Here is a 26,707-nt window from a genome sequence, read left to right as displayed (position 1 = left end):
GAGGTGACAATATGGGTTGTGGTAAGCCAACAAATCCTATTGGACCAATCCATTCAGCAGGCTGCGTTTGTGACGTAGTACGCGCTATTTTAGACATTCAGAATCAAGCGGTGAGAGATGAATGTCAACCATGTACAGCTAACTGTTTCTTAGAACCACTTGGAGGCATTTTAAGTCCTGCACGCTCTCATGCAGATACACGTGTATTCATGTTAATTACAAAAGACGGTACTCCTTTTAAAGCATTTTTCAGTTCACCAACAGCAGATCCATGTATATGTACATCAGTATTTTTCCGCGTAGAAGATATGTTCGATGAGTGCTGCGCTACTTTGCGTGTTTTAGAGCCTTTATGTTCATTTGACTCCAGCGAAAGTACAGTAGATCTATTAAGTCGAGATGGCTGCTGTGTCAACATGAAAAAAATATGTAAAGTAGATGATTGGAATTCAACTGAGAGCTGTATCACTGTAGATTTATCATGCTTCTGCGCTGTACAATGTATTGCTGATGTTGACTTAGGGATTTGTGAATAGTCTCTTCACCTTTGACACACTACACATAAAAAAAGTGTACAGCATCCTCTGCTGTACACTTTTTTCATAAGGTAGGTAGTTGTTTACCTCGCCATAATACTTGATCTATGTCCTCAAAATAGATTATTTCTTGCGTCTTTAATTCAAAAGAAGTAAGCATCAATGAATCGGTCTGTACATCAGATGCACTACCACGTAATTCTCTACCATCCTTTAAACATATAAGTAACGGTTGATAGGCTTTTTGTCGAAAAGGCTTCTCTAAAAATTGAAGCTGCTTTAGTAAATACGGATCTATTTGTACTTTTTCAACTACTTCTTCTTTTTTTTCAAAAGTTTGCCCATTGAAATAGCCGTCCTTTATATACACTGACGTACTTTCATCCAATTCAAGCTCATGTAGCATCTTAGAAATATTTAGAAAATATGATGGTGATTTTATAAACAAGCGTGGCTCTTGACCCACAATACTCACTTCCCTTTTTTTCATACAATATGCAAAAGGAAGAAGTTTGGTTCTCAACCTATTTGACTTAAGAATACTGTCGCTAAACCTAAGTAAATTAAAATACTTGTAATATCATTTAATGTTGTAATGAATGGACCTGATGCGACAGCAGGATCAATCTTCATGCGATGCATTAGTAGTGGAATAAAAGAACCTGCAAGTGTAGCTACTAAAATAGAACCACAAAGCGCTGCTCCTACCAGCATTCCAAGAATCAACTCTTGTTTCCAAACATAGATGATGCCGATCACAATCAACCCACAAACAACTCCAGACATTAAACCTGTACCGGCTTCGCGTAGTAGTAATTTTAGCTTGCTATGTTCTTCGACATCGCCTGTTGCAAGTCCTCGAATAGCTACCGCTAGTGCCTGTGTTCCACTATTTCCTGAAGTACCTGAAATGAGAGGGATAAACACTGCGAGTAACGCAACCTGTTCTAACGTTGCCTCAAATTGTCCCATCAAATTTGCTGTCAGCATCCCTAAAAATAATAATATGACAAGCCATGGTAAACGCTTTTTAGCCGCTTGAAACGAAGTTGTATCAAATTTATCCATATCGGAAATACCCGCTAATTTAGAGTAGTCCTCCGATGCTTCCTCATCAATAACGTCGATAATATCATCGACTGTAATAATCCCTAGTAATTTACCCTTATCGTCAATAACTGGTGTCGCTAAGAAATTATAGTCCTTCATAATTTGAGCAACCTCTTCTTGGTCATCCCCTGCGTGCACCATTACAACACGTTCATTCATAATCGAACGTATGAGGGTATCTTCATCAGCAATAATTAAATCACGAAGCGTAATAACACCTGTTAATCGATGTGCTTCATCAACGACAAATATATAATAAATAGTTTCGGCATCTGGCGCCTCTTTCCGTAAAATCGCCATCGCTGAACGAACAGTAGAATTTTCTGGTATCGCTACATATTCAGTCGTCATGATAGAACCAGCTGTACCTTCGTCATAGCTTAATAACTCATTTATCTCTTCAGCTATTTCCTCATCCATCATGCCTAAATAGCTTTCACGTTGTTTCGTATCCAACTCATTTAAAACGTCTGCAGCATCATCTGCATACATGTGAGAAAGCATTTCTGCACCATATGACGGATCCATTTCAGCTAGATACGCTGTGTATTCATCATCATCTATTTCGATTGCCTCAAAAATATCAGCCATTTCCGTCGGAGACAAGTACGAATAGATGATCTTCCTTATATCAGGTTCCACCTTCTCATAAAACGTTGCCTGATCATATGGATGAAGCTCTAAAAACTCATCGCGGAATGCGTCAATATCATGTGCTTCGAGCATTTCTCGCAATCGTGCCTCGTCGAACTGCACTTCATCCTTTTCATTTCTTTCCTCTATCATGCTTGTCCCCTCCTTCCGAGCATTAAATCATTGATACGGGCAATGCCGTAAATCTACCTTATATATAATAGAATGTATTGTGCCTTTTCTGCAAACCCTTTTTTTACTACATAGCAACCTACATCATTACCCTATCTAATTGGATAAATATAAAGGTAAATGTTTCTATTTTTCATCCGTTACGATAACGTGTGGTTGATTTCCGTTCTGACTTTACGCTTTGTGCTGCCGCTTCGCTTTCGCATAGAAACTTGCGGTACCAAGCCAAATAACCATCTATATTACTATATCCTACAAACACTTTCTTTTCTGTTAACATGCTGTTAAGAACAGACTATTCTTTTACTGAGCTATAAAATGATAAAGAGATGCCCGTTTGTGCGAACATCTCCTTACTTATATAACATATTTAGTAATAGTTTTCACTCTTAGTGAACTAATGAAGTCTTCATTCATAGGTGGTTTTGTGTCGAGCTTCAAACTAAGGAGTCATTCAATAATCTCTGTATATCTACATTTAAGTTACTTTTAAATTGTAAACGCTCATCTGTCAAAGGGTGAAGCATCTTTAAGGACACACAGTGTAGGGCTTGTCTATTTATATGATCACGACTTCCACCATAAAGTTCATCTCCCACAAGTGGATGTCCTATATAGGCCATATGCACACGAATTTGATGTGTACGCCCTGTGTGCAACTTTAGCTGTATATGTGTCATCGGTTCATCCTGTAAATAAAAGTGCCTTAAAATAGTCACATCTGTATGGGCAAATTGACCGTCCTCTCGTACCTCGCGTTCAATGATACTCGTCTCCTTGCGTCCAATAGGAGCGATAATTGATTGTACATCTTGTGCCACATGTCCATGTACAATGGCTTCATATTGCCTAGAAATTTCTCCACTGCGCTGTGCAAGTCCCGTTAAATGATGAATATGAGCATGTTTGGCAATACATAGCAAACCAGAAGTATCACGATCAAGTCTCGTAACGATATGAGCAGTTGATGCTAGACCCTGTTGTTGAAAATAACCACACACTAAATTAGCTATGCTATTTGTTGGATGCTCACGCGAAGGAATCGTGCTCTGCTGTGCTGGCTTATCAAGCACTAAAATCGCTTCATCTTCATAAATAATAGAAAGTTCACCATGTTCAACAGCGAGCCCTTCACTTTTTTCTTCAGGAGGAAATTTTACTTCAACTCGGTCCCCCATGCGAAGAGGATGTCGAACATTGCGTTCAACATCATTCACGGTCAGTAAGCCTCCATCAAATTTAATTGCCGTTAAAGCTCGCTTGGAGATGCGCCATTCAGTCAAGGCTTCCCTTAGTAGCTGGCCTTCTTTTTCCGCTATAAAATGCAGTGTAAATCTTGTATCCATTTTACTCATTTGCCACGAATGACTCATGTACACGTTCCCAGAATGGGAATGGACGGAAACGAGCAAAACGTACTCTTTCAGTTGCTACATTAAAGGCAATCGACTTCACATCGCCTTGCGTAACTTGTAAATGATCAACAGTCATATTAAAGTTTTGTTCATTTACTGGACGTAAAACACAGTGATGGTGTGCTGGTAAAATAAGTGGAGAACCAACTGTACGGAAGACACGGTTATTAATAGATGCTATCTCCGTAATTTGGAGTGCCGCTAAAGTTGGGTGAATAATTGCTCCACCGAGGGCTTTATTATAAGCTGTACTACCAGAAGGAGTTGACACACAAAGACCGTCTCCACGGAAACGTTCAAACTGATTACCATTTAACTCAACATCCATAACAAGTGTGACATCCGGTGATTTTATAGTTGCTTCATTTAACGCTAAATACGTATTGGATTCTGCATTATGATGTTCCACCTTTACCTCTAGTAGTGGATACTCCACAACGTTAAAGTCCTTTTTGGCAATGGACAAAACAAGCTTTTCTAATTCAGATGGCTTCCAATCCGCATAAAATCCTAAATGTCCCGTATGGATACCTACGAAGGCAACCTGATGTAGCATATGAGCATATCGATGAAAGGCATGGAGTAAAGTGCCATCTCCTCCAATAGAGATGACAATCTCAGGAGCTTCTTCATCATAAGTTAACCCAAAGTCTTGCAAATACGTTTTAGCTAGCTCCATTAATTCGTTCGACTGTGCATCTCTACGTGATTGAATGGAAAACTTCATTTTGTGTCACGCTCCTTCTCCGATAATAAATTAGGATTCGATGCCTCTTTGTATTCACTAAAATAGGCCTGCGCTTCTTGTATCTCACTACGAATGGACGACATTTCCTCATCCAATCGGAAGGCGGCCTCTGCTGCACTTTGAAGGCGATTTTTAATTTCCTCGGGGAACATGCCTTTATATTTATAATTTAAAGAATGCTCAATAGATGCCCAGAAATTCATAGCTAGTGTTCTTATTTGAATTTCAGCTAATACCACTTTTTTCCCTTGTATCGTTTCAACAGGATATTCGACTATCATATGATATGATCGGTAGCCGCTTGGCTTATTATGTGTAATATAGTCACGCTCTTCCACTACACGCATATCTTTACGTTGACGTATTAGTTCCGTAACTGTAGAAATATCATCTACAAATTGACACATAATACGTAAGCCTGCGATATCCCCTAACTCATCACCTAGCTGTTTGGAAGGCTCAAATGCGAGTCCTTTTTCTAATGATTTATCGTATATACTTGCTAAAGGTTTTACACGTCCCGTTACAAATTCAATTGGTGAATTTGCATTAACAATGCCAAACTGTGAACGCATACCCTTTAATTTTACTTTTAACTCATCTACTGCTTGTTTATAAGGACTTAAAAATATTTCCCATTGTCCCATCGCAAAAACCTCCCGACAATCGGTATGAAACAAAACCAACACCGTCTGTTCGTTTTGTCTTGTTATTCAGCAAGAATTGTCTTGAAGTGGTGTTCCACCGCTCGAACAAATTCCGCCCCATAATTGTAATTTCCTTCAATATTATACACGAGCATTTCTAGTTCATCGTAAAAATTAGTAAGCTCAATAACTTCTGTACCTAGTTGTAGCTTCGGATTTTGCTTTTTTTGCAAAATATGTACAAGTTCATCCCAACTACTCGGTGGAAAACGCAAGTAATGATAATTCTCTCCTGCATCAAGTAAATAAATGAACGCAAAGTCATCAGAGTCTGCTATCAATTGTGCAGCAGGTTTTAACTGTAAATTTGCTTCAATGTCGTTTAAACTAAAATGAAGTTGTTCGTTTTCAAAATTCAATGTTTCTATTGTATAAATTTTACGCACATGCGGTTCCCCTTTTCGTCGTACTCTTCCTCTTATTTTAGCATAGAGGGTAAAATAGTTGCAGTTGTAAATACTAAATCAATGAAATAACGAACAAAACTTTTTATTATAGCGTGTAGTTGATTTCCGTTCCGACTGAGCGCTTTCCTGGGGGCGTCCGATGAGCCGCTTCACTCGCGTTGCTCGCTCCAGGGTCTCATCTGTGACGCTGATCCCCAAGGAGTCGCCCAGTCTCCACTACAATCAACTTTTAACAAATGTCATCCTAAAACAATTGGTAATGAGCCAACTAAAAAACTGTAACGAAAAGGAAATAACCAATTTCATATCAAATCATTTTCCTAATCAACACACTAAAAAATTAAAATAAACAGGTGATCATAATGGCACAAGAACTTGAAATAGAATTTAAAAATCTCTTAACAAAGCAACAATACGAACATTTATTGCAAGCATTTAACATTCCCGAAGATGCTATTCATCGCCAAACAAATCATTATTTCGACACACCTTCCCAAGCTATTCGAAAACTACAAAGCGGGCTCCGTATTCGACAAATCGGCAAATATTTTGAATGTACTTTAAAAGAAAAAAATGCAGAGCATGCTCATTTAGAAACAACTGACGAACTAACCGCTGAGCAAGCTAAGAAAATGCTTGTTGGAGAAGGTTTTTATGCCCAAGAGGTAGCAAAAAGACTAGCTCACTTCAACATTCCTTTAAAAAATTTAGCAGTTTTTGGTTCACTTACAACCGATCGTGTCGAAATTCCTTATAGGGATGGTCTTCTAGTATTCGATCATTCTTTCTATTTGCAGTGCGACGATTATGAGGTAGAATATGAATCAAAAGATGCAATAAAAGGAAATGCAATCTTCGACGAATTTCTACAGCAATATGGTATTGAAAAACGGGCTACAGATAAAAAAATCGCACGTTTTATGAAAGCATTACAAATGAATAAATAACAGTAGCTTAACTAGTACACAAGAAAGGGTGACAATTCCTTGGATATCCAATCACTCAGAACTTTATTTGAGATTCAAGCATTACAAACACTAGGATCTTCAGAAAATTCATCGTCAAACAATCTTACAGACAGCAATTCGATCTTTTCTAATATGATTAGCGAATTGCTAGGTGACTCAACTACTTCTAATAGTGCAAAATTATCTAGTTTGCTCGGGGGTGTATCAAGCGCTTCGTCATTGATGAACCAGTTTAGTAGTTTAAATGGGTTAGCTGAAAACATGCAAAATAGTGCGTTTCAATCATTACTTTATAAGGGTTCTAATGACGTCTTTATACCTTCTGCTGTACAGGCGGCATTAGCAAATACACAATCTAGTACAAAGCTTGACTCCTATGTTGCGGACAATGTAATTGGTTCAACAGCGTATGCCAATTCACTAGCAGGTGCGAACAAATACGCTTCGATTATTCAAAAGGCAGCAACTACATACAATGTACCAGAGAAGCTCATCGCTGCAGTGATTAAGCAAGAGTCTAATTTTAATTCAAGCGTGGTTAGTCATGCTGGCGCACAAGGATTAATGCAATTAATGCCAAAAACAGCGCAATATTTAGGGGTTACAAACGCCTTTGATCCCGAGCAAAATATTATGGCAGGTGCAAAATATTTACGTCAATTGCTAGATAAATTTGATAATGAACCTACATTAGCGTTAGCTGCTTATAACGCAGGATCTTCACGCGTTACAAAGTATGGTGGCATTCCTCCTTTCAAAGAAACACAGAATTATGTCAAAAAAGTGATGAATTACTACACAGCTTAATCGTATAAACATTGTTAATACAGTCTTTTTCGGCAAATTTCACCCGCGTGGTGAAATTTGTGCTTTTTTAGCGAAAAACAATTCGGAAGAGCGCTTTGTTTGTGTTAACGAAAAGACGTTGATAGAATGAAGGTAGTCACAAGAAATTCACATTTGTAAAGATGACCAAGTATAAAAATATACTTTACGATATAAAGAATTAAAGGGGCATTTAATTATGAATCGAAAATACACTGTTCCTTATGAGGAGCTGGGGGCTGAAAAGCTTTCAGAGCTAATCCATGCATTCTATAAAAGAGTTGCTCAGCATCCTGATTTAATTCCAATCTTTCCAAAAGATTTAACAGAGACAGCACGCAAGCAAATTCAATTTCAAACACAGTATTTAGGTGGACCAAATCTTTTTACTGAGGAGCATGGACACCCAATGATGCGTGCACGCCATATGAATTTTCCGATTACACCTGATCGTGCCCAAGCTTGGCTTGAATGTATGTCCGAAGCGATGGATGAAGTGGGGTTGGAAGGGAAGTTCCGAGAAACATATTATCAACGTTTAGTATTAACAGCTCATCACATGATTAATACACCAAATGACGATGAGGGGGAATTGTTACGTGAATAATATTCAAATGCTGCAGAAGCCAACCCTTGAGATTTCTACTGCTAATAAGCCTATTGAATTGTATATTTTCGTAGATCCACTTTGTCCAGAAGCTTATAATATGCAAGCCATTCTTCGTAAGTTACATTTAGAGTACAATCATTACTTTACATGGCGCTTTGTGCTAAGCACAGAGCTTGCCTCTTTGAATTGTTTAAGTAAACGTGTAAAAGGTTGTTTATCGGGTATTGAACTCGACATTAATCACCCTGTCTTACCATCTATCGCTATTAAAGCGGCAGAGTTACAGGGCAAACGTGTCGGTGCACGCTATTTGTCGAAACTACAAGAATATGTATTACTAAACCAACAAGATGTCAATTCTTATGCTACGCTGTTAAAAATTGCGGAAGATGTTCAATTAGACATGAATGAATTTTCTGCAGACTTTGGTTCAAAGGAAGCAGCACGTGCCTTCCAATGCGATTTATATATTAAACGTGAAATGGAAGTTGATGAAGTGCCTAGCATTGTGTTTTTCAATGAATGTATTGAAGATGAGGGTCTAAAAGTTAGTGGTAGCTATTCCTATGAAGTTTATGAACATATTTTACAAGAAATGATGGATGAACAGCTTGTGCGTCAACCATTGCCAACAATGGAGGAGTTATTTACAAAATTCCATACACTTTCAACAAATGAAGTAGCTTTCATCTACTCATTAACAGAACAAACAGCTGAACGCGAATTAAAAAAGCGTATGCTACAACAAAAGATTGAACGAATTCAGACAAATCACGCTACACTATGGCGTATTAAATAAAGCAATTATACTATTATTCTAAGCTCCTACTAATAAAAGCAAGTGAAGAACAAACTTCACTTGCTTTTATTTGTCTTTTTAGCCTCATCATTAACTTTCTTTCGGATTAAACAAACTTAAAGTAAATAAATGCACAACCTCATCTATCATCTCATCAATATCCGGATTAATATGCTCATTTATATAAGGTAATGTCAATTGAAAAACTAAAATTGACGATAGCAGAGAATAGAAAAAATTCGCAGTATATTTAAAGTTCCCTTTTGGAATTTTCCCTTGCTCATGTAATTTAATTAAATAATTTTCTAAATGTTGAAATAACTTATTCGGGTATTCAAAAAACATTTTTTCAAATTCTTTATCTTGTTGGATCTCACGCATAAGTACCCAAATAGTTTCCTTGACAGGAATATTTTCTTCAAAATAAGCTTGTGCCAAGATTTTAAGATCATGCTCTATATCACCTGTAAACGCCTCTTCTATTTTAGGAAAATAATCTCTGTCTGTTTTATGTGAAATAACACTCTCACGAAACAAATTCTCCTTATTTCCAAAGTGTCTAAAAAGTGTAATGTGATTCACCCCAGCACGTTCAGCAATTTCACGTGTAGAAGTCCCGGCAAACCCTTTTTCTCCAAAAAGCGTCAATGCAGCATTAAGAATTTTTTCTCTTGTCTTCAACTTTGCCATTATGCCCTCTTTCCTCCTCCGAACATAATTTGCTCAATATTATATCGGAATTAAAAAGTGATAGCAATCAGTTGCATTCAGTTTAATCAATTTATGCCTTGCATAATTGCCGCCTTCGCACAGAAAACATTTGCCGCTGTCGCTTCGCTTTCGCGCAGAAAACATTTGCCGCTGTCGCATAATTAAATAATGCGTCCGGAATCGGCTTTGTGCTTTGGCCTACACGAGGGCTGATATCGGTCATTTAAGGACATGAGGTTCTTAGACTGAGTTTCTTTATTTCAAATGTTTGAACATCAGCTCAAAAAAGTTAACATTTCTTAGCAGCTTCAAAGTTTCGTTCTCTTAAATATTTCTTCATTCTTCTTGCATTTATGCCATTTAAATAAGCGAAAACAGCACCAATTAACATGACAATTGCCCCAAATCTAAAAACTGCTTTATAGGCTAAAGAAATATGATCCTTCATTATTTTTTCTAGCGTTGGATAAAGATTTATTATTTCCTTTCTTTCAATGGCGAATCTTTCCTTAATTTCAGCATGTGCTTTATTTGGTGAAGATTTTAGTACTTTTTCCTCTTCGTCCGTTAACTTATGTATAAAATCTTGTAGTGACGATTTATTTTCTGCTAGCTCATTTCTACTTTGTTCGAATTGAAGCTTTAGCCTTTCCTTCGTATTATCACTAAATTTACTTATCTCAACCATTTCGATCATTTCATTTTTTGCCGCTTTCATTTCGTTCTGCATCATATGCTGCAGCATCACGACTAAAATTGCCACGCCAACCGCAGCCCCAATAACACGACTTACTTGAAATAACCCTGATGCAATCCCAGCCTTTTCTTCGGGAACCTGCAAAATGAGTGCTATTGATAATGGGCTAAAAATTAAACCCGATCCTAAACCAACAATCATTAAAACTCCGACAATAACCCAAACCGATTGATCTGATGAAATAAAACCTAACAAATAGGTTCCTATACTAAATAGTACATAACCACTGACACCAAACCATAATGTCCCCCATTTATTTGCTTTAGCTGCAAGAGGTGTAATGAGCATTGTCGCTATAGAAGATGAACTAAGTATTAAACCCGCCTGTATCTGAGAAATTTCGTTTACTGTTGTTAAATAAAATGCCATTAAAAAGTAGACACACATCATCCCGATTCCTAAACATAACAGTGCGATATTCCCGCATGCAAATTGATAGTTTTTAAACAACTGAACTGGAAGCATTGGATCTTTATTTTTTGATTCAAACTTTACAAATAATAATAAGCCTATAACACTGCCAATTAAACAACATAGTACAAGTGGTGATGTCCACCCAACTTCCTTCACTTGTAAAAGACCGTATATGAGTGCAAACAATGAAATACTAATTGTTATCATACCCATCCAGTCGATCTTCTTAGAGGCAGTAGGATCATACGATTCATGTACAAAATAATGAATTAAACTTACCGCTAATATCCCTATCGGTACATTAATATAAAATATCCACTGCCATGAAAAGTTCTCTGAAATTACGCCACCAATTGTCGGTCCCAATGCAGTCGATACCCCAGCCATTATTCCAAATAGTGCCGTTATAACACCAACCTTTTCAGCCGGAGTATGAACAAGTACTAAAGGAATACATACTGGAACAATCATTGCTGCCGCCAAACCTTGAATCGATCGAAATAAAATTAATAACCCAATTGATTGTGATAATCCACATAGAACTGACGCAATTACAAACAACATAAGCCCTATTTGAAATATTTTCTTCCTACCAAATTGATCTGCAAATCTTACCGCCGTTAGCAAAACAACACCAAAGGCAATGTTGTAACTATCAATCACCCAAGAAATTTGATCAATTGTCGTTTCATAGTATGCTGTCATTTTGGGCAAAGAAACATTCACAATTGTGGTGTCCAATAAAGCCATAAAAAAACCAAGAGCCGCAGCAATTACCGGCATCATATAACTTTGTTTACTCTTCACTTTCTAACCTCTATTCATAAAATGTAATCATTTGATTGCATTATAAAGAAAAAACAAAATGAATGCAACTGGTTGCATTCATTTTGTTTTTAGATTAGGCTTTATTTATTTATCGAACATTTTCTAAAAATAAAAGAAGCGCCACTATCCTCGACAGATAGTGACGCCTCTTTTTCACAAAGGGGATGGGAGAAATGTTCACGTTCAAACAAAGGGGTGTATGTTTGTTTTGTGATTTATTTCACATGAATCAATTTATCATGGAATAGTAAATATAGCAACAAGTCCGTTGATAGATTCACAAATTTGTCAAATAGAAAGCGATTACAAACAGTATTTTTTCAAGATACACCTTTTAAACCATTTAGAAATCAAAAAAAATCATTATTCCTTAATTTTTTATTATTCAATTAATCATAGAAAAAAGGCTGTAGTGAAATCCCTACAGCCTTCTGAATTAATTATTCAACAATAATTTTTCTAACTCATTTAAACGTTCTTCAAATACTTTACATGCATCATCAATCGGTTTAGCAACGTTCATATCAACACCTGCTGCCTTCAATACCTCAATCGGGAAATCCGAGCAACCTGCTTTTAAGAAGTTATTAATATAACGTTCTACAGCTGGTGTACCCTCTTCTAAAATCTGTTTACTTAATGCTGTTGCAGCTGATTTACCTGTAGCATATTGATACACATAGTAATTATAGTAGAAGTGTGGAATACGAGCCCATTCTAAGCCGATTTCCTCATCGACAACAATATCCTCGCCGAAGTATTGTTTATTTAAATTATAGTAAACCTCTGTTAAACGCTCCGCTGTTAAAGATTCACCATTCTTATCCATTTGGTGGATTAGGTGTTCAAATTCAGCAAACATTGTTTGTCTGAAAACAGTACTTCTGAAGCCATCTAACCAATGATTTAATAAATAAATTTTCTGTTGTGGATCTTCAATTGTTTTCAGTAAATAATCATTTAACAGTTCTTCATTACATGTCGAAGCTACTTCAGCCACAAAAATAGAATAATCACCATAAACAAACGGCTGATTTTTACGTGAATAATAACTGTGTACACTATGACCAAATTCATGAGCTAGTGTGAACAAATTATTAACATTGTCCTGCCAGTTCATTAAAATATATGGATTCGTTCCATAAGCGCCTGAAGAGTACGCACCACTGCGTTTCCCTTTGTTTTCTAAAACATCCACCCAACGGTTATCAAGTCCATCCTGAACAATGCCTTGATATTCCTCACCTAGTGGCGCTAAAGCTTTTACTAAAATATCCTTCGCCTCATCGTAAGTGACTTTCATATCAACTTCCTTAACGAGTGGGGCAAATAAATCCCACATATGCAGTTCGTCCACACCTAAAAGTTTCTTACGTAATGAGATATAGCGCTGCATAGCTGGTAAATGCTTATGGATTGTTTCTACTAATTGGTCATAAACACTTTCTGGAATGAAGTTGTTAGACAGTGCTGCGTGGCGTGCAGAATCATAATTACGGATACGCGCGTTTACATTATGCTTTTTAACATTGCCAGTTATTGTAGTCGAAAACGTATTTTTAAAGTTACCGTAAGTTTCATACATTGCTTTAAAGGCATTTTCTCGAACAGTGCGATCTTTACTTTCTAGAAACTTAATATAGTTACCGTGTGTTAGTTGCACTTCTTCTCCATCTTCATTTTTCACTTTAGGGAAGACTATATCTGCGTTGTTTAACATACTAAATGTATTTGAAGCAGTACCTGTAACCTCAGACATTTGTGCCAGTAATGCTTCCTGTTCTGCTGGTAAAACGTGCGGACGGGCCATTGTTATTTCTTTTAAAGATTGCTTATACAGTTGTAAGTCTTTGTTTTCTGCTAAGTAATGTTCTATTGTTTCTTCACTCAATGATAAAATCTCAGGTGTTAAAAACGATAGAGCAGCTGAGATACTAGTCGCTAATGTTTGAATACGACTATTCATATCCTGGTAGAAGCTATTTGTCGTATCTTGGTCATAACGCATATGAGCATACGTATAAAGCTTCATCGTACGTTGGTAAATATCATCGTGATAAGTTAGAACTGCTAATAATGCATCTGCTCCATTTTTTAAAGTACCTGCATAGCTAGATGCCTTTTTTGCCATTTCTCCAACTTCTTTATACTCTGCTTCCCAAAGTGCGTCAGTTGCAAATATATCCTCCAAGCGCCAAGTTAACTCTTCTGGAACTTCGTTTCTTACTAAAATTTGATTACTAGCCATGTGCCAGCCCCCTTAATATGTTAGCTTTTCCTATACTCTCATATTTTCTCAGTATATTGTGGCAATTGCAAATAAATGTGCGTACATTTGCTCACAAATATTAGAAAAACGATCTTCTTTATAACTTTCCGCCAGCACCATTCCATAATTTTTGATTGCTTGTACCGCTTGATTTGTTACCGCTACATTTTGTTCGGTTAAAAACGATCGAATAGTTCTCTCGTCTAGTTCATGAGGTTCTAATTGTAATCGACGACAAAAATAAAGGAAAATCGTTTGCCACTCAATAGAAAACATCGGTATCGTTTCTGCATCTTTTACCGGAACACCTACGTAATCAGGCATTGCAGTTAAAGTAAAGCGTAACTCATAATTACTTCGTAAAAATGAATCTTGTACTCCATTTTTACTATGTAATAATCGTTGGTATACGAATTGCTTACAATGCTTTTTATAAAGCTGCCAATAAAGTTGAAATTCTTCTTTCGTAATTGGCTTAGGCTCATAAAAAGGGAAATGTTGCTTGTTAATCGTCAGTTCCTGTACTTTGCCTATAAAAGTATGCCCCTGGACATGAAGAAGATTCGTCCAATAAATAAATCTCGATGTGTTTGCATCATAGGTCACTAAATAAGCCAAGCCTTGTGCTGTGACATTTATTATCTTTTGCATAATTGGAGAAATAGAAATTTTTTGAATACCTTGTGTAGATTGCTTTTGAGGTGTTTGAAAAAGCCACAATGGCTGAATAAAATTTTTCTCATATCCAGATGTACGCAATTGCCACTTTTCATGTGAAATTGTACTACATTGAAATTCAATAGCAATATGCTGTCGCTCCTTTATTAGAAGCATATCTGGTCGCTGTGCAAGTTTCTGTAAATAAGGCTCCAGCTTTACTGTATGCCCGAGTTTTTTCAGCCATTCAAATAATTGTACTTTCCCTTGTAAATGAAGTTTTGATTCACCCTCTGCAAATAACCGCTCACAGCTACTATTAGCAATATGAGCGAAATGAGGGATATTATATTGGCCAATCTTTAATTGGACGGGCTGTTGGCATTGGGGACAATAAAATTTCATCTGCCGCCTATATCGTTGTAATGCTTCCCTTGAATATTCGTATGGGAGGAAAATCTGCTGAAGCTCGTTATAGGCCATAAGCATAAAATCATCTCCTTTTCGATTAATTGTAAAGGAGTGTTTTAATAGCAACAAATAAAGAACGGCTTTTTCTTGAAATTTTAATTTTGAAATAAAAAGACTGTAAACAAACTTGATAATCACCAAGTTTGTTTACAGTCCAGTCACTCCAATTCAAGTACTCAATACTTTAAATAAAATATTTTCGTACTGTTTCAAAACAATTAAATTCCATAATTTTTTCGCCATATTCCTCTAAGCGATGGATTGTGAAATTTGATGGTATTAAAAATTCTTTGATAACGGCATTTCTATCGTGATGATTTAGTTCTTCATTTGCGTTCGTGAAGTCAACTACCAGATAGTACCAATTTTCATATTTAAATAATGAGGAATCCACTAATTCATCTGTCATGCGTTTCGCTACTGGGATTAACTCATCAATATCTTTAAATTTATAAACATAAATATCTGTATCCATAAATAACTCTGACTCATCTAAGTCACCAAACTGAGTTAGTTGACTGAGAAGATCCTCTCCAACGTCCTCGAATGGGGCAAACATCTCTTTATGTTCGCCAAATTGCGAAGAACCATCTAAGGTTTCACCGTCTTTTAAAATATGTGCACGTGTGACAATGATTTCTAAGCCTACTTCAGACGCATTGATATGAATCCAAATAGGACCTTCTACATCAAAGTAATCCTCAGTGTTTACTTCATCAATCATATCCCAAAAAAGTTGTTCACCCTTTGCTCGATTGTACCAAATTTCTTCACGACTATAGCCGCGATCCTCTATATCATTGTACGTAATAAAGAGCTTGAGTGTATTTTCGTTTACACGTTCGATGTCCACTAGACCTCATCTCCCTTCACTGTCATTTGTCGAAAAACAGTTTTGTTTCATTAGTATGCTTTTATTCATTGTTTTTAACCTCATACTCCGTTTTTGTTTTTCAACCTTTGACCACACTACAGTAAAACCATTGAGCAACCGAAATCAAAAATTTATTGTCCACAGTTGTCTCTAATTATATTGTATGCTGTTCTGTCATAAAATGAAAAGGATATACACCGTTTCAACAGAAGATATTTGAATTATTGAAATTGTAGTAAACTATTAAGTTAAAATCAAGTTTAACATACTTTACGGAAATATATGACTTTTCCCTACTATTTATTATACTTTATATAGATGGTTTTACATAAGTAAAACACAAAAAAATAGATGCCACAATATGCTTGGTGCATATGTAACATCTAATACTTATTCTAAGCACAATATGGAGATACTAGTTCACCATACGCTGTGCTTCTTGTAATTGATACGCACGAACTTTACGAGGTAGGAAACGACGAATTTCATCCTCATTGTAGCCAACTTGTAAACGTTTCTCATCTAAAATGATTGGACGACGTAATAAACCTGGATACTCTTGAATTAACTCATATAAACGTTGTAATGGTAAGCTTTCAACATCAACATTCAGTTTTTGGAAAATCTTTGATCTAGTTGAAATAATTTCATCCGTACCATCCTCTGTCATACGTAAAATTTCTTTAATTTCACTAATGCTTAATGGTTCGGAAAATATATTACGTTCTGTATACGGGATTTCATGCTCCTCTAACCATGCTTTCGCTTTTCGGCAAGACGTACAACTTGGTGATGTAAATAAAGTTACTATCATACTGACACATCCTTTCCTTTTAGTCATTATCTATAAACCAGTGTGTTAAATTAGAATTAATGTAATGTAATCTACATACCATTATACAGTACTCTGTGATGTTTGAATATAGTTCCAATAAAAAAAAGAATAACCCTCTCACACGAAATTTTCTGTCTTTTTATTTAACTTTTCAAAGCAGCTACTTCTTGGTATATCTAATGAACTACTAATAATATTCCCATTCGCAGCACATTTTAAACACTTCTATCCGATTGTTTTTGTTCTCATTTAAAAATTTTAAACGAGAATATTGTCAGTTCAGTGCGTACAATATAGACGTATATTTACTAATATTGGTTGCATTTTCAAATAAATAGTTCATCACCATAACGTTTGTTTTAATTTCCGATCCAACTGGCGCTTTCCACGGACGCTCCAATAGATAAAAAAACTAGCGAAAATAGCATATAATTTTTTTCGGTAATGAACACCGCCAAAAGTCTGACTTTACGCACTTGCATTTCACTGAGCCTTTATAATATAATTTTTTGCAATCAATCAATTATGTCTTTGGTGAGTTCACCTTAAAAGACTGTTATTGAACAAAATAAAAAACGCTGACGAAGAGTAGTACATTTGCATTTTACACGTTTAGAGAGTCTGTGGTTGCTGCAAACAGATCGTGTAAGCATTTGGAATGGACTTCCGAGTTAGCTTTGTGAACGGCTTAGTTTCCTTACTGAAGTTTATTAGCAAAGCTCGTCCCCTTCACGTTACGAAGTAGAGTGGCCTGTTTAGGCAAGCTGGGTGGTACCGCGGATTCAAACATCATTCGTCCCTTCATTAAAGAACTAATGAGGACGCATGATGTTTTTTTATTTCGGTTCATCACCAAGAATTGTGAATGACTTTTATTAAAACGTCTATTACGAAAAGTTGATTGTAGTGGAGACTGGGCGACTCCTTGGGGATTAGCGTCACAGATGAGACCCTGGAGCGAGCAGCGCGAGTGAAGCGGCTCATCGGACGCCCCCAGGAAAGCGCCCAGTCGGAACGGAAATCAACCACACATTTTTGGTGACGACTCTTCATTTTGTCGTTTATGTAAAAATAAGGGACTTAAATTCAAGGAGGAAATGACAATGACAACTATTTTTTCAGGCGTACAGCCAACAGGTATTGTAACTCTAGGGAATTATTTAGGTGCGTTTAAGCAATTCCCTGCATTACAAGATGAAGGTGATGCTGTTTATTGTATCGTCGATCAGCATGCAATAACAGTGGCACAAGATCCAAAGGAATTGCGTCAAAATATTCGCAACCTAGCAGCTACGTATATCGCTACTGGCATCGATCCTAAAAAATCTACATTATTTATTCAATCAGAAGTGCCAGCACATGCACAGGCAGGCTGGATGCTACAATGTGTCGCATCGATTGGAGAGCTTGAACGTATGACACAGTTCAAGGATAAATCTCACGGTAAGGAAAGCGTATCTGCCGCTCTACTAACATATCCGCCATTAATGGCAGCAGACATCCTTTTGTACAATACAAACATTGTCCCTGTCGGTGATGATCAAAAGCAGCATATAGAGCTTACTCGTGATCTAGCAGAGCGCTTTAACAAACGTTTTGGTGACGTATTAACGATTCCTGAAATTCAATTACCAAAAGCAGGGGCTCGTATCAAATCACTACAAGAACCAACTAAAAAAATGAGTAAATCTGATCCAAATACAAAAGCGACAATTAAGCTTTTAGATTCAGCGAAAGATATTGAGAAAAAAATTAAGTCGGCTGTTACTGACTCTGATGGTTTTGTGGCATTTGATGTAGAAAATAAACCTGGTGTTTCTAATTTACTAACAATCGAATCTGCGATTTCAGGCGTATCTATTGACGATCTTGTAAAAAAATACGAAGGCGTTGGCTATGGTGGTTTCAAACAAGGTGTGGCAGCAACGGTTATTGATCACCTAACGCCAATTCAAGAGAAGTTCTATAATTTGGTAGAATCCTCAGAATTAGATATTATTTTAGATGCAGGTGCTGAAAAGGCAAATGCAATTGCAAGTGCTACATTAAAACGCATGGAAGAAGCTATGGGCCTTGGTCGTACACGTCGCTAACAAGAAGACTTTATTATAAAGATGATTGTAAGAGCTTGGCCAAAAAGAGAGTAACTTAAGAGTTACATCTTATCTTTTTCATTTATAGTTTTATCATAACCAAGATCAAGCACAACAGCGCATAACACAACGGCTGATCCAATGGCCATATAAAATGCTGATGTTTGTGCCATGAACTTAAAAACTACTAGCCAGGAATAGCCGAGCGTCCGATAATTCAAATACAAAATGAGATTCCCTACTGAGAGAATCAATAAGCCATAGCTCATTAAAAATAAAAAGAGTCGGAACAAGATAAGGGCATCCTTTCTATTTCTTCTTAATTATCATCTATTCACAAAACTATAAAAAAAGACGTCAGCCATGTAAATTAGGCTGACGTTTTTTATGTTGACGTAAGTTCTTCTGCAAAACGAGTGGTTGATTTCCGTTCCGGCTAGGGCTTTGAGCTGACGCTTTTGCTTTCGCTACAAAGCAAAGCTTCCTGGAGGCGTCCGATGAGCCCCAAGGAATCGCCTAGTCTCCGCTCCAATCAACCACTTTTCATAATTTTTAATAAAAAAAAGTAGGGATGATGAAATCCCCACTAATTTTATTATTCCTCAATTTTTTTGAATAATAGACTAGCGTTATGCCCGCCAAATCCAAGTGAGTTACTCATAGCATATTTAATCTCTGCTTTTCGAGCTTCATTCGGTACATAATCTAAATCACAATCTGGATCTGGCTCTGTTAAATTAATTGTCGGTGGTAAAATGCCTTCTTTAAGTGCGAGCGCTGTGAAAATAGCTTCAACACCACCAGCTGCACCTAATAAGTGACCTGTCATTGATTTTGTAGAACTCATTGCAAGATTATAGGCATGTTCACCAAAGACTGTTTTTACTGCCTGTGTTTCAAATAAATCGTTATATGGTGTACTTGTTCCATGTGCGTTAATATAGTCTACTTGTGAAGCTTCTACGCCGCCATCAGTTAAAGCTTGCATCATTGCACGAGAAGCACCTTCTCCTTCTGGAGCTGGAGCGGTAATATGATGTGCATCTCCTGTAGCACCATAGCCAAGAACTTCTGCGTAGATTTTTGCACCGCGTGCTTTTGCGTGCTCATACTCTTCCAAAATAACAATACCCGCACCTTCACCGATGATGAAACCATCGCGATTCTTATCGAATGGACGGCAAGCTGTTTCTGGATCTGTATTTAAAGATAATGCAGTATTTGCGCAGAAGCCTGCTACTGCCATCGTCACGATTGGCGACTCTGCACCACCAGAAATCATAACATCTGCATCGCCACGCTCAATTACTTTAAAAGCATCCCCAATGGAGTTTGTACCTGAAGCACAAGCAGTTACTGAACAAGAATTAATGCCCTTTGCCCCCAAATGTATCGACACTTGACCTGAAGCCATATCTGGAATCATCATTGGAATAAAAAATGGACTTACACGTCTTGCTCCGCGCTCTTGGAATGTTAAAAATTGCTGTTCGTATGTTTCCATACCACCGATTCCTGAGCCAATCCAGACACCTGCCCGTGGTGCTAGTTCTTCATCGATTGTTAATTGTGCATCTTCCATCGCCATGATAGATGCTGCTAAGGCATACTGTGTAAAGCGATCCATTTTACGAGCTTCTTTACGTTCAATATACTTTTCAATATTGAAGTCTTTCACTTCAGCGGCAATTTTCGCTGCGAAAAGATCTTTATTTAAACGTGTTAACTCGCCAATGCCAGATTTCCCTGCTTTAATGTTAGTCCATGTTTCTTCGATGCTATTCCCTAGTGGTGTAACTGCGCCAATTCCTGTAATTACTACTCGTCGTTTACTCATTGTCTTACTCCCCTCAAGCATTTTTCGTTTTTTATTTTCCCCATCTAATTGTAACGGCACCCCATGTTAAGCCACCGCCAAATCCAACAAGTACTAATAAATCATCATCTTTAATTTTACCTGCCTCAAGCTCATCTACCAAGGAAATACCAATAGACGCTGCCGATGTATTCCCATATTTATGAATCGTTTTCGACATTTTTTCCGGTGGTAGTTCTAGACGCTCACGAGCAGATTCCATAATTCGAATATTCGCCTGATGCGGCACTAAAAAATCTACGTCTTCTTTTGTTAAACCTGCTTTTTCTAATACGTTTACTGCAGATTCACCCATTTGACGAACTGCAAACTTAAATACTTCACGGCCATTCATAGCGATTGTGTCCTGCTGTGTTAAATACAAATTCTTTCCACCTGTACCGTCTGCACCAAGTTCAAATGATAAAATACCTCTACCTTCTGATACCGGACCAACGACTGCTGCACTTGCACCGTCACCGAATAACACAGCGGTATTTCGGTCTTCCCAATCAAGTACTTTCGATAGTTTTTCAACACCTACTACTAAGACATATTTATAAGCATTTGATTCTACAAATTGCTTTGCTGTGACTAAACTATATATAAATCCTGAACAAGCAGCCGCTTGGTCCATCGCAGCCGCATTAACTGCTCCAATTTGCTTCTGAACCATACATGCTACACTTGGAAAATTTTGATCTTGTGTTACTGTTGCTACAAGTATTAAGCCTATTTCCTCTGGTGTAATACCTGCTTTTGCAATAGCCTCTTTTGCAGCAGCTACTGCTAAATCTGAAGTTTCTTGGTCATCTGCAGCAAAACGGCGTTCTTCAATCCCTGTACGAGTTCGAATCCATTCATCCGAAGTGTCCATCATTTTTTCTAAATCAAAATTTGTAACGACCTTCTCCGGAACGTATTTGCCAATTCCTATAATACCAGCGTTCATTTAGCAACCCCTCTGCTTTCTTACTATCAATTATTAGTAACTGGTCATAATTATAACTCATAATGAAGTATTGGTGCAAGATGAATTAAATTTAACGTCCCTTATTACTAACGTGGGGGTCATTTCCGTTCCGACTTGGGGCACCCGATATGTTCTAGAGAATCACCCATCCGCACCGGAAATCATGCAAGAAAAAGCATTACTTTTGGGAATAAGTGAAGCTGCTGAAAAAAATTAAAAATGGCGGTTAATGCAAAAAAAAGCTGCAATAAATCTGCAGCTTTAGCCTTGTTAATAGATAAATTATCAACAACGTAAAAGTCGATAGCGTAAAAAGATGAAAGGTGGCTCTCGCATGAATCTGCGTATGTCCAATCTATGCTCTAATAGGTCGTTAAGGATCATCTTCTCTTTGGAACATTTTATGCTCTGAAGACATTGCTTGGTGTGTTGCACTACGGAAGATTTCAAACGACGTGTTGTACATTTCTTTTTGTTAGGTTTGCTACCGTAGTTGTATGAACGTAATGGCTGACGCTTTAATGGTCTGATGTTGCGGTGGTGCTTTCGGTTCAATAAACAACGTTGAGTAATACGCATCCGCAATGGTAATAAAGTAAATCACAAAAAGTAATTGTTTCATTCAATGGTTCAAAATTTTATTTCTCCCTTTTTTCAGTTCTATCAATTCGAATTGTCTAGTTATACTACGAATGATATGTAAAAAAGTTTCAAATCAAAAAATGACCCATACAGATGACCCAATTCGGTATGAGATGCCTTAGAACTCAACATTAGTTTGAATAAAAGATAACCATACGCTCACCATAAAATAAAATGGCAGCGAGTATGAACCACGTTAATTTTTCCTAATACTTTTCCACGCATTAAAACAATGATAATAATTATTACCTGCCATTAATGTAGAATCTAAGAAAAGATACACTTCGTGGTGAAACTGGAAATCGAAAGTAGGCATGAACCAATCGATTATTTTTCCACATTCAAACAACCACGGACTCTCTCTAGCATCAGCATTTACAACATCTTCGAATTTCGCCGATACCAATGAAATTGCATGAAAGTACAAATTAGAATTATCGTTGTGACAAATTCGCCATGTTTCACAGAAAAGGTTTTTTTTTTTTCGATTTATGTTATGATATGATAATGATATAAAAAAGTTCGGTTGAGGTGAAATTAATGCAATATATCGTAACATTCATATGGTCATTCCTACTAGTTTCAATGTTAAACTACGTAGTAAGCTCTGTACTTGGTGTTGATTTTGATTTCCAAACTGCTGTTGTCACATCAGTTGTATTTACAATTCTTGTTTTCATCATCGGAGCAGTTATTCCAAACGAGTCAACTCCAGAAGCTGCAGACAATCATTAATTCAACTAGAAAAAACCTGTTTCGCTTAATGCGGAACAGGTTTTTTTGTTATTTTTCAACTATGCAATGGCCATCATGCATTCTAATGTGCAATGTTTCACCTGGTAATACTTCACCTCGAAGCAATTCTTTGGCAACCGCAGTTTCAATATAGCGTTGCACGAAGCGTTTTAGTGGTCTAGCGCCAAACTGAGCATCTGCTCCTTGTTCTACAACCCAGTCAATTACATGTTGTTCTACTTGTAAAGTAATGTCTTGCTCAGCCACTCGTTTGACAAGCTGTTCGACATATTTCCAAGCAATCGCAGTAAAGTGTTCATCTGATAATGCATGGAACATAATAATATCATCCATACGATTTAACAGCTCTGGTTTAAAATGTTGACGCAGTGCAGCCATCACTAAATCCTCAACTGCAACATCGTCTTCCTTCGCTTCCATTAAATAGCTTGAGCCAATGTTAGAAGTTAAAATGATCACTGTGTTCGTAAAGTTGACCATACGACCTTGGCTATCCGTAATGCGTCCATCATCTAATATTTGCAGTAAAATATTTGCAACATCAGGATGGGCTTTTTCAATTTCATCTAATAACACTACTGAATATGGATTTCGGCGAACAGCTTCTGTTAATTGACCACCTTCTTCATAGCCAATATAGCCTGGAGGTGCCCCTACAAGACGTGACACACTATGTTTTTCCATATATTCACTCATATCAATGCGAATAAAATGATCCTCAGAATCAAACAGCTGTGCCGCTAGTGCCTTCGCAAGCTCCGTTTTACCAACACCTGTTGGCCCTAGGAATAAAAAGCTACCAATTGGTCGATGCGGGTCTTTAATACCAGCTCTAGCACGCCATACCGCTTCTGTAACAAGCTGTACAGCATTATCTTGTCCGACTACACGCTCATGCAATGTATCTTTTAAGCGCAATAATTTTTCACGCTCACCTTCTACTAATTTCGTCACCGGTATCCCCGTCCAGAGTGAAACGATAGATGCGATTTCATCAGCTGTTACCTCTTCACGTAAAATACGTGATTCCGTACCATTCTCTAATTGTTTTTCCATCTCTTGAATTTCCTTTTCAAGTGTAGGAATTTTACCATGTCGTAGTTCGGCAGCTTTATTTAAATCATATTTACTTTCTGCTTCATCTAAGTCACGACGGTATTTATCAAGTTTTTCACGTTTTTTCTGAATGCCGTGTAACGCTTCTTTTTCTGTTTCCCATTGTTTACGCATGCCCTCTGAGGATTCTTTCAGCTTTGTTAATTCCTCACTAAGTTGCTCTAGACGTTTTTTACTTGCCTCGTCCTTTTCTTTACGTAACGCTTGCTCCTCAATTTCAAGCTGCATAATACGGCGCGTTACTGCATCCAACTCCTGTGGCATGGAATCTATTTCTGTTCGAATCATCGCACATGCTTCATCGATTAAATCGATGGCCTTATCTGGCAGGAAACGCTCTGTAATATAACGATTTGAAAGCTCTGCTGCCGCTACAATCGCACGGTCATGAATACGTACTGCATGATGTAACTCAAAGCGCTCTTTCAAGCCTCGTAATATAGAAACGGTATCTTCAATAGATGGCTCACGTACAAGCACTTGTTGAAAACGACGCTCTAAAGCAGGATCCTTTTCAATATACATACGGTATTCATCTAATGTTGTAGCCCCGATACAATGTAGCTCACCTCGTGCAAGCATTGGCTTCAGCATATTCCCAGCGTCCATCGCACCATCTGTTTTACCTGCACCAACAATTGTATGAATTTCATCGATAAATAAAATAATGCGCCCCTCGGAGTCTTTTACCTCTTGTAAAACACCTTTTAAGCGCTCTTCAAATTGTCCACGATAACTAGCACCAGCTATCAAAGCACTCATATCTAACTCATACAATATGCAATCCTTTAACCCCTCAGGCACATCACCTTTTACGATACGTTGGGCTAATCCTTCTACAATTGCTGTTTTACCAACCCCCGGCTCACCTATTAAAACAGGGTTATTTTTCGTTTTGCGTGTTAATATACGAATGACATTCCGAATTTCTTCATCACGTCCGATTACCGGATCCATTTTACCGTTTTTTACTTCATCTATTAAATTACGTCCAAATTTTTCTAATGGTTTTTTGTCATCTGTTTGTTGAAATTGCATATTTAGCACTCCTTTTCAATAATGTTAAGCGGAATCTCGTTTGCCATTCTGTTTCACAAAAAAATGTTTGACCTTTTTTGACTAACTTTATTTTACAACACACGACAAACCTCCGCAAAGAATTAGCCCTAAAATTTCTTCCCTTATAACTGGAAAATTACGTTATAATAAAAGTATGTTTCTTAGATTTAGTATCGAAATTGTTCACCATCCTTTTGTAATAATTAGACATCTTTTACAAAAAGAAAGCGATGTGTTGGAAATATGGTTATAATGGATTATATACAAGAAAAATTTCATGATCTTTTTCAAAAGCACGGTGTTTTTATTAAAGTAAATAAGGATAGTAAAATTTTTTTAGAGGGCGAACGTGCGCAAGAAATTTATTATATAAAAACAGGAGCTATCTCGATTAGCCAGGAAACAGAGAATGGGAAGGAATTAACCATTCGTATTTGTGGTCCAGATAGTATTATTGGAGAAGGCTCATTATTTTGTAAACTTACGTATAATTCCATGACTGCTAAAGTTTTAGAACCCTCTAGTTTATATGTACTAAGCCGTGAATCATTGGAACTTTTACTAGTGGAACAACCTAATTTAATGGTGGAATATATGAAGTGGTTGCAAACAGAAAATTTAAAACATCAAAGTCGTTTGCGCGATTTAGTTTTAAATGGTAAAAAGGGCGCTTTATTTTCAACACTCATCCGCCTTTCAAATACTTATGGTAAGCCTTTAGAAAATGACACTATTTATATTGACCTCCCATTAACAAATACAGAAATCGCTAATTTATGTGCGACGAGTCGAGAAATGATTAATCGCATGCTTAATGACTTAAAGAAGCGAAATATTATATCCTTCGAAAAAGGTTATATTACCATTCACGATTTACAATTTTTAAAGGATGAAATTGCCTGTGAGAATTGTCCGTTACAAATATGTCGTATCGATTAATCACTACACACAAAATCCCCGCTTTGAGTTATAAGCGGGGATTTTTTATAGGGGGATTTCCGTTCCAGGCTACTCACTTTCCTGTGGGCGAGCGTCGATTAGCCTTCCACTCCAATCAACGATAGCGTAGAACTTTTATAAATTTTATATATTTCAAAATTGGACACTATGACAAACGCATCATAATTGAACAATTTATAGCAGTGATGTAATTGTATATTGTTGCCGCTGACACGTTTTCGGCAGACGAAACCTTTTTGTTAAAGTTGTGTATTTGCTCTTTGGAAGGTAGATGTCGATAAAAATGAAAAGTTGGGTGATAAAACGTGAAAGTTTATCGATAAAATTTAAAAGTTGGGCGATAATTCCTAAAAGTGTTCCGATAAAACTAAAAAGTTGGGTGTTATTTTGTTAAAACGTACATCATGTGATTCAGTTGATTGGAGTGCAGACTGGGCGACTCCAAGGGGATCAGATCACAAAGCGAGTGAAGCGGCTCATCGGACGC

General features: G+C 37.1%; 24 protein-coding genes and 1 other annotated feature. Of the genes, 8 read left to right on the top strand and 16 right to left on the bottom strand.

Features of this window, described 5'->3' with window-relative positions; all coding sequences use genetic code 11:
- The first annotated feature begins 11 nt into the window (after positions 1-11).
- Entirely contained in the window at positions 12-536 is a 525-nt protein-coding gene (locus ACIQ7N_RS19900) for a CotY/CotZ family spore coat protein (protein WP_402935404.1), read from the top strand.
- Between the two features lie 64 nt (positions 537-600).
- Here the strand turns inward: ACIQ7N_RS19900 and ACIQ7N_RS19895 are convergent, their stop codons facing one another.
- The 6 genes from ACIQ7N_RS19895 to ACIQ7N_RS19870 form a co-directional block, all read right to left on the bottom strand.
- Positions 601-1,002, bottom strand: coding sequence for a hypothetical protein (locus ACIQ7N_RS19895; RefSeq protein ID WP_402935403.1), 402 nt, complete (start codon positions 1,000-1,002; stop codon positions 601-603).
- Between the two features lie 53 nt (positions 1,003-1,055).
- Positions 1,056-2,432: a magnesium transporter gene (gene mgtE / locus ACIQ7N_RS19890; RefSeq protein ID WP_402935402.1), complete on the bottom strand. Its 1,377-nt coding sequence runs from the start codon at positions 2,430-2,432 to the stop codon at positions 1,056-1,058.
- Between the two features lie 476 nt (positions 2,433-2,908).
- Complete coding sequence (locus ACIQ7N_RS19885) at positions 2,909-3,844, bottom strand: RluA family pseudouridine synthase (protein ID WP_402935400.1); 936 nt, start codon at positions 3,842-3,844, stop codon at positions 2,909-2,911.
- The gene (locus tag ACIQ7N_RS19880; RefSeq protein WP_132363921.1) at positions 3,819-4,613 is read right to left on the bottom strand and encodes an NAD kinase; all 795 of its coding nucleotides are present in this window, start codon (positions 4,611-4,613) and stop codon (positions 3,819-3,821) included. The genes ACIQ7N_RS19885 and ACIQ7N_RS19880 overlap by 26 nt, the downstream gene beginning before the upstream one ends.
- Positions 4,610-5,281, bottom strand: coding sequence for a GTP diphosphokinase (yjbM, locus tag ACIQ7N_RS19875; RefSeq protein ID WP_132363923.1), 672 nt, complete (start codon positions 5,279-5,281; stop codon positions 4,610-4,612). Before yjbM ends, ACIQ7N_RS19880 begins: the two co-directional genes overlap by 4 nt.
- 62 nt (positions 5,282-5,343) lie before the next feature.
- Positions 5,344-5,727, bottom strand: coding sequence for a UPF0738 family protein (locus ACIQ7N_RS19870; protein WP_402935399.1), 384 nt, complete (start codon positions 5,725-5,727; stop codon positions 5,344-5,346).
- 383 nt (positions 5,728-6,110) lie between these two features.
- Between ACIQ7N_RS19870 and ACIQ7N_RS19865 the strand changes: the two genes are divergently transcribed.
- The 4 genes from ACIQ7N_RS19865 to ACIQ7N_RS19850 all read left to right on the top strand — a co-directional run bounded on the left by ACIQ7N_RS19865 (position 6,111) and on the right by ACIQ7N_RS19850 (position 8,950).
- Positions 6,111-6,695: a CYTH domain-containing protein gene (locus ACIQ7N_RS19865; protein WP_402935397.1), complete on the top strand. Its 585-nt coding sequence runs from the start codon at positions 6,111-6,113 to the stop codon at positions 6,693-6,695.
- A gap of 39 nt (positions 6,696-6,734) precedes the next feature.
- Positions 6,735-7,523 (top strand): lytic transglycosylase domain-containing protein, encoded by a 789-nt coding sequence (locus tag ACIQ7N_RS19860; RefSeq protein WP_402935396.1) that lies wholly within the window; start codon positions 6,735-6,737, stop codon positions 7,521-7,523.
- Between the two features lie 217 nt (positions 7,524-7,740).
- Positions 7,741-8,148 (top strand): globin domain-containing protein, encoded by a 408-nt coding sequence (locus tag ACIQ7N_RS19855; protein WP_132363931.1) that lies wholly within the window; start codon positions 7,741-7,743, stop codon positions 8,146-8,148.
- Positions 8,141-8,950 carry a DsbA family protein gene (locus ACIQ7N_RS19850; protein WP_132363933.1) on the top strand — a complete coding sequence of 270 codons (810 nt, stop codon included), beginning with the start codon at positions 8,141-8,143 and terminating at the stop codon, positions 8,948-8,950. Before ACIQ7N_RS19855 ends, ACIQ7N_RS19850 begins: the two co-directional genes overlap by 8 nt.
- Before the next feature lie 90 nt (positions 8,951-9,040).
- On the opposite strand, the gene ACIQ7N_RS19845 is transcribed toward ACIQ7N_RS19850, so the two are convergent.
- The 6 genes from ACIQ7N_RS19845 to spxA form a co-directional block, all read right to left on the bottom strand.
- Positions 9,041-9,640: a TetR/AcrR family transcriptional regulator gene (locus ACIQ7N_RS19845; protein WP_132363935.1), complete on the bottom strand. Its 600-nt coding sequence runs from the start codon at positions 9,638-9,640 to the stop codon at positions 9,041-9,043.
- 310 nt (positions 9,641-9,950) lie between these two features.
- Positions 9,951-11,639 (bottom strand): MFS transporter, encoded by a 1,689-nt coding sequence (locus ACIQ7N_RS19840; RefSeq protein ID WP_402935395.1) that lies wholly within the window; start codon positions 11,637-11,639, stop codon positions 9,951-9,953.
- 457 nt (positions 11,640-12,096) lie between these two features.
- On the bottom strand, positions 12,097-13,908 hold the full coding sequence (gene pepF, locus ACIQ7N_RS19835) for an oligoendopeptidase F (protein ID WP_402935393.1): 1,812 nt from the start codon (positions 13,906-13,908) through the stop codon (positions 12,097-12,099).
- 48 nt (positions 13,909-13,956) lie between these two features.
- On the bottom strand, positions 13,957-15,075 hold the full coding sequence (locus tag ACIQ7N_RS19830) for a competence protein CoiA (protein WP_402935391.1): 1,119 nt from the start codon (positions 15,073-15,075) through the stop codon (positions 13,957-13,959).
- A 166-nt stretch (positions 15,076-15,241) separates the two neighbouring features.
- Positions 15,242-15,910: an adaptor protein MecA gene (gene mecA, locus ACIQ7N_RS19825; protein WP_248717952.1), complete on the bottom strand. Its 669-nt coding sequence runs from the start codon at positions 15,908-15,910 to the stop codon at positions 15,242-15,244.
- A 436-nt stretch (positions 15,911-16,346) separates the two neighbouring features.
- The gene (spxA, locus tag ACIQ7N_RS19820) at positions 16,347-16,742 is read right to left on the bottom strand and encodes a transcriptional regulator SpxA (protein ID WP_024362527.1); all 396 of its coding nucleotides are present in this window, start codon (positions 16,740-16,742) and stop codon (positions 16,347-16,349) included.
- Positions 16,743-17,335: 593 nt separating this feature from the next.
- Positions 17,336-17,570, top strand: a binding site (T-box leader).
- Between the two features lie 299 nt (positions 17,571-17,869).
- Here spxA and trpS point away from each other — a divergent pair.
- The gene (gene trpS / locus ACIQ7N_RS19815; protein ID WP_248717951.1) at positions 17,870-18,859 is read left to right on the top strand and encodes a tryptophan--tRNA ligase; all 990 of its coding nucleotides are present in this window, start codon (positions 17,870-17,872) and stop codon (positions 18,857-18,859) included.
- A gap of 62 nt (positions 18,860-18,921) precedes the next feature.
- Here the strand turns inward: trpS and ACIQ7N_RS19810 are convergent, their stop codons facing one another.
- The 3 genes from ACIQ7N_RS19810 to ACIQ7N_RS19800 form a co-directional block, all read right to left on the bottom strand.
- Positions 18,922-19,152, bottom strand: coding sequence for a YuzI family membrane protein (locus ACIQ7N_RS19810; protein WP_132363947.1), 231 nt, complete (start codon positions 19,150-19,152; stop codon positions 18,922-18,924).
- Between the two features lie 302 nt (positions 19,153-19,454).
- Positions 19,455-20,696 (bottom strand): beta-ketoacyl-ACP synthase II, encoded by a 1,242-nt coding sequence (gene fabF, locus ACIQ7N_RS19805; RefSeq protein ID WP_248717950.1) that lies wholly within the window; start codon positions 20,694-20,696, stop codon positions 19,455-19,457.
- A gap of 31 nt (positions 20,697-20,727) precedes the next feature.
- A complete protein-coding gene (locus ACIQ7N_RS19800; protein ID WP_402935386.1) occupies positions 20,728-21,666 on the bottom strand; it encodes a beta-ketoacyl-ACP synthase III in 939 nt (312 codons plus the stop codon).
- A 1,203-nt stretch (positions 21,667-22,869) separates the two neighbouring features.
- Between ACIQ7N_RS19800 and ACIQ7N_RS19795 the strand changes: the two genes are divergently transcribed.
- Positions 22,870-23,064: a YjzD family protein gene (locus ACIQ7N_RS19795; protein ID WP_132363953.1), complete on the top strand. Its 195-nt coding sequence runs from the start codon at positions 22,870-22,872 to the stop codon at positions 23,062-23,064.
- A 48-nt stretch (positions 23,065-23,112) separates the two neighbouring features.
- Here ACIQ7N_RS19795 and ACIQ7N_RS19790 read toward each other — a convergent pair whose 3' ends face one another.
- On the bottom strand, positions 23,113-25,239 hold the full coding sequence (locus ACIQ7N_RS19790) for an ATP-dependent Clp protease ATP-binding subunit (RefSeq protein ID WP_402935383.1): 2,127 nt from the start codon (positions 25,237-25,239) through the stop codon (positions 23,113-23,115).
- A 273-nt stretch (positions 25,240-25,512) separates the two neighbouring features.
- Here ACIQ7N_RS19790 and ACIQ7N_RS19785 point away from each other — a divergent pair, with 273 nt between their 5' ends.
- A complete protein-coding gene (locus ACIQ7N_RS19785; RefSeq protein WP_402935380.1) occupies positions 25,513-26,199 on the top strand; it encodes a Crp/Fnr family transcriptional regulator in 687 nt (228 codons plus the stop codon).
- Positions 26,200-26,707 lie beyond the last annotated feature (508 nt).

It is taken from the genome of Lysinibacillus sp. NPDC095746 (assembly GCF_044763535.1).
Taxonomy (GTDB): domain Bacteria; phylum Bacillota; class Bacilli; order Bacillales_A; family Planococcaceae; genus Lysinibacillus.
The sequence above is the reverse complement of the archived record's forward strand: the minus strand, read 5'-3'. Positions and strand labels throughout refer to the sequence as shown.